Source organism: Duganella callida (assembly GCF_004614165.1).
In the GTDB taxonomy this organism is placed as follows: domain Bacteria; phylum Pseudomonadota; class Gammaproteobacteria; order Burkholderiales; family Burkholderiaceae_D; genus Rugamonas; species Rugamonas callida.
Window position 1 is genome coordinate 1 of the sequence record NZ_SPVG01000172.1, and the last position, 4091, is coordinate 4091.

The following is a 4091-nucleotide window of genomic DNA, read 5'->3' on the forward strand; positions in this document are numbered from 1 at the left end:
TCCAGCGCGTCCTGCCGGCTGGCCGCCAGCCGCGCGGCGTCGGTCGGCCGCAGCGGCCGGCCGCGGCTCAGGTGCAGCGCGATGATTTTTTCCAGCTGGTCGTACAGCAGGCGCTCGTCGACCGGCTTGCTGAGGAAGCCGTCCATGCCGGCCGCCAGGTAGCGCGCACGGTCGTGGTCGCTGGCGTTGGCGGTCAGCGCGATGATCGGGATCGCCGGCTCCAGCACCCGGTAGTCGGCGTTGCCGCCGGCGCGGATCAGGCGCGCCGCCTGTTCGCCGTCCATCATCGGCATGCGGCCGTCCATCAGCACCAGGTCGTAGGCGGCCGTGCTCAGCGCGTGCAGCGCCTGCAGGCCGTTCTCGACGATGCGGATATCGTGGCCCATGCCCTCGAGCAGCGTGCTGACGATGATCTGGTTGGTGCGCACGTCCTCGGCGCACAGCACGCGCAGGCGGTAGCTGTGGTGCTCCTGGCGCGGCCGTTCGGCCGGGCCGGCGGCCGGCGCCGCGCCCAGCGCCAGCGGCAGCGTGAAGCTGAAGGTGGAACCGGCGCCGACCCGGCTGTCGGCCGCGATCGAACCGCCCATCAGCGCCACCAGTTCCTTGCAGATCGCCAGCCCCAGGCCGGTGCCGCCGTAGCGGCGCGTGGTCGAGTGGTCGGCCTGCTCGAATTTCCGGAACAGCCGCGGCAGCACCTCGGCCGGGATGCCGGGGCCGGTGTCGCTGACGTCGAAGCTGACGCTGGCGTGGCCGTCGGCGGTGCGGACCGCCGCGGCGTCCAGCCGCACCTCGCCGCGGTCGGTAAACTTGATGGCGTTGCCGAGCAGGTTGATCAGGATCTGCCGCAGCCGCGTCGGGTCGCCGCGCACGTAGCGCGGCAGGTCCAGCGCCAGGTCGCAGCGCAGCAGCAGGCTCTTGGCGTCGGCCTGCTGCTGCAGGATGCCGATGGCGTCGTCGATCAGCGCGATCAGGTCGAAGTCCACCGTTTCGATCGCCAGCCGGCCGGCGTCGATCTTGGAAAAGTCGAGGATGTCGTTGAGGATGGCCAGCAGCGCCTCGCTGTTCTGCAGGCCGATGCGCAGGTATTCCTCGGTACGCCCGCGCACCGACTGGTCGCGCATGGCGAACTTGATCATGCCGATCACCCCGGCCAGCGGCGTGCGGATGTCGTGGCTCATGGCCGACAGGAAGTCGATGCGGTGGCGGCTGACGATTTCCGCGTGTTCCTTGGCCAAGGTCAGCTCGGCCGTGCGTTCCTTGACGCGCTGTTCCAGCGTGTTGCGCAGCAAGCGGATCTGGTCGGCCAGCGCGAACGCCAGCAGCACCCCGTCCAGCGTGCCGCCCAGCAGCGTGAACAGCTGGGCATTGCTGACCACGGCCGGGATCAGGCCGACGTTGGCCGGCAGGATCAGCAGGCCGGGGATCATCAGCGCCACGAAGCCCAGCACGAAGAAGCGCGCCGGGTAATAGCCGCCGCGCCACACCACGATGCCGCTGGTCAGCGCCAGCGCCATCCAGATCGTGATGACGATGGTGGCGATGGTGTGCGCGTAGCTGAGCGCCAGAAAGCAGCTGGGCAGGGTCAGCAGCGGCAGCACCAGGTTGATGCGGCTCAGCCGGTACAGCCGCGGCGCGGTGTCGCGCAGGCGCAGGAAGCTGGTGTAGAACAGCGTGCTCAGCACCGGCAGCAGGAAGAACGGCACATAATGCCAGTGCAAATCATGCCAGCTGAACAGGTCGGCCGCCAGGTGGAAGGTCAGGCCCCAGGCGATCGCGTAGCACAGCACGTACAGCGAGTAATACAGCGAGGAACGGTCGCGCGTGATCGAATAAATGAAGAAATTGAACACGGTGAGCGCCAGCAGCGCGCCGACCGAGCCGATGATCAGCACGTTCTCGCGGGCCACCAGCTGCTGGTAAGCCGGCCGCGGCAGCACCGAAAACACCGGCGTGCGCGCGTAATACGGGCTGGAGAAACGGATCAGCACGTGATAGCGCTGGCCCGGCTGCAGGTCGACGTCCTTGCCGTAATGCAGCAGATACGCGTGCGGCTGGCGGTAGCCGGTCAGCATCTGGCGGATGCTGCCGTCCTCGCCGTACAGCTGGATGTCGACCATGTCGATCAGCGTATCGTTGGGATCGATGACCCACTGCGGCTGGCGGCTGTCGTTGCGCAGTTCCGCGTACAGCCAGTAGCTGCCGCCCAGCAGATCGACCTTGTCGGCCGGCTTCAGTTGCGCCAGCATGGCCGGCAGCGCGGCGGCGCCGGCCGGGTACGGCTCGCCGCTGTCGCGGTACAGGCGCCCGCTCTTGGCCAGGTCGACGCTGGCGTTGCCCAGCGCGACAGTCTGGCCATGGGCCGCCGCGCACCACACGCAGGCCGCCAGCAACAGCAGCACGCACTGGAGCAAAGATGGGCGAGGGTGCGGTCGGACGGTCGGCTGGTCGATCTGGCTTGCTTTGCTCATGCGTTTCCGTGCGCCCGGCAGTCTGTGATGGTTTGCCTGCCATTCTAAACGAGAACTTATTGTTTTGGTATGATGCAAGCTTTGCGAGCAGGAAAATATCTTGTTAATCTCACCAGAACAATGTCTCGGATTTCTCGGCGCCGCCATGCTGATCACGATTTCGCCGGGACCGGACAACCTGATGGTGCTCAGCATCGGCATGTCGCGCGGCCGCAGGCAGGGCATGGTGTTCGGCATCGGCTGCGCGCTGGGTTGCCTCAGCCATACCTTGCTGGCCACGCTGGGCGTGGGCGCGCTGATCAAGGCCTCGCCGCTGGCCTTCGGCGCGCTGAAGGCGCTTGGCGGTGCGTATCTGATCTGGCTCGGCATCGGCGCCTTGCGCAGCCGCGGCGGCGCGCGCGTGGCCGGCGCGGACGTGCCGGATGAGCGGCTGGGCCGGCTGTTCGGCAAGGGGCTGCTGGCCAACATGATCAACCCCAAGGTGGTGCTGTTCTTCCTGTCCTTCCTGCCGCAGTTCGTGGACGCCGGACGCGGCGACGCCGGCTGGCAGACCGCCCAGCTGGGCGTGCTGTTCACGCTGCAGGCGGTGGTGCTGTTCAGTTTGCTCGGTTATTTTTCCGGCGCGGTCGGCGCCTGGATCAACCGCACGCCCGGCGCCGGCAAGTGGATGGACCGGGTCGCCGGCGCGATCTTCGTCGGCCTCGGCGTGCGCCTGATGTTCGTGCGCTGAATCGCGCGCTAAAAAAGTCCGTTCGGGAGGGGGGCTTGTCATCATGGCGTCATGCAGCGCTGCGATACTGGCTGTGCTCTTTCAAGTCTCTCCCGATTTGAAACTTTCAGCCCATGCCTTACCAAGCGCATGGGCTTTTTTTTTGTTCTGAGGATACACGCCGCGGTACCGGGGCCCGGCTCCGTGTGGAGACGCTTCCGCTTTTTCCCGATTTTTCCTGCCTTAAACATTGAAAGTGCGCGACGGCACGCGACAGCCGCCGCCCGAGCGGCGTCATTTCGCTTCGGAATGGAAGACGTCGCGTTCGACTAGCGCCTAGTGCGCGCTGATGTCGAAGCGCAGCGCCATCTGGTCCTGCACGGCCATGGCGCCGCCCATGACGGAGAAGGGCGTCAGGCCGAAATCGGTCTGCTTCAGATTGACCGTGCCCGTGACGTTGATGACGCCGTTTTCCTCGCGCAGCACGACCGGAATCGCCAGCGTGCGCGTCACGCCGTGCAGCGTGATGGCGACCTGCAGCGGCTGACCGTCCGCGCCGCGCTCGGCGTGGATCGACACGATGGGAAAACGCTCGGCGTCCAGCACCTTGGTCAGCATGTTGTGCCGCGTGCCGGCGATGGCGTCGGCGGACGGTTGCGTGTCCAGTCCCGCCACCTTGCGCAAATCCGCTTTATCGACGGTAAGTTCATCCAGCCGGAACTGCAAGTCGGCCCGGTTCCGCGCCGGCCACACCGTACCGCTGATCGCGTGCGCCGCCACCACGTGGTCGTGACCCAGCCGCGCCAGCACGCCGCCGCGCCGCACCGTGACCGCGATTAGCGAACGCGCGCTGTCGATTTGCAGCACCGGCGCGGCAGCGCTCGCCCCCTGCGGCGGCCAGCCAGGCTGGCCGC

General features: G+C 67.2%; 3 protein-coding genes. 1 reads left to right on the top strand and 2 read right to left on the bottom strand.

The window, feature by feature from the left end; translation table 11 throughout:
- A partial coding sequence (locus E4L98_RS16610; RefSeq protein WP_135202665.1) for a hybrid sensor histidine kinase/response regulator occupies positions 1-2468 on the bottom strand: 2468 nt, incomplete at its 3' end.
- A 145-nt stretch (positions 2469-2613) separates the two neighbouring features.
- Between E4L98_RS16610 and E4L98_RS16615 the strand changes: the two genes are divergently transcribed.
- Positions 2614-3198, top strand: a complete 585-nt coding sequence (locus E4L98_RS16615; protein WP_205746754.1) for a LysE family translocator — start codon at positions 2614-2616, stop codon at positions 3196-3198.
- A gap of 315 nt (positions 3199-3513) precedes the next feature.
- Here the strand turns inward: E4L98_RS16615 and E4L98_RS16620 are convergent.
- Positions 3514-4091, bottom strand: a 578-nt coding sequence (locus E4L98_RS16620) for a YceI family protein (RefSeq protein ID WP_229257420.1), incomplete at its 5' end; no start/stop codon positions are given.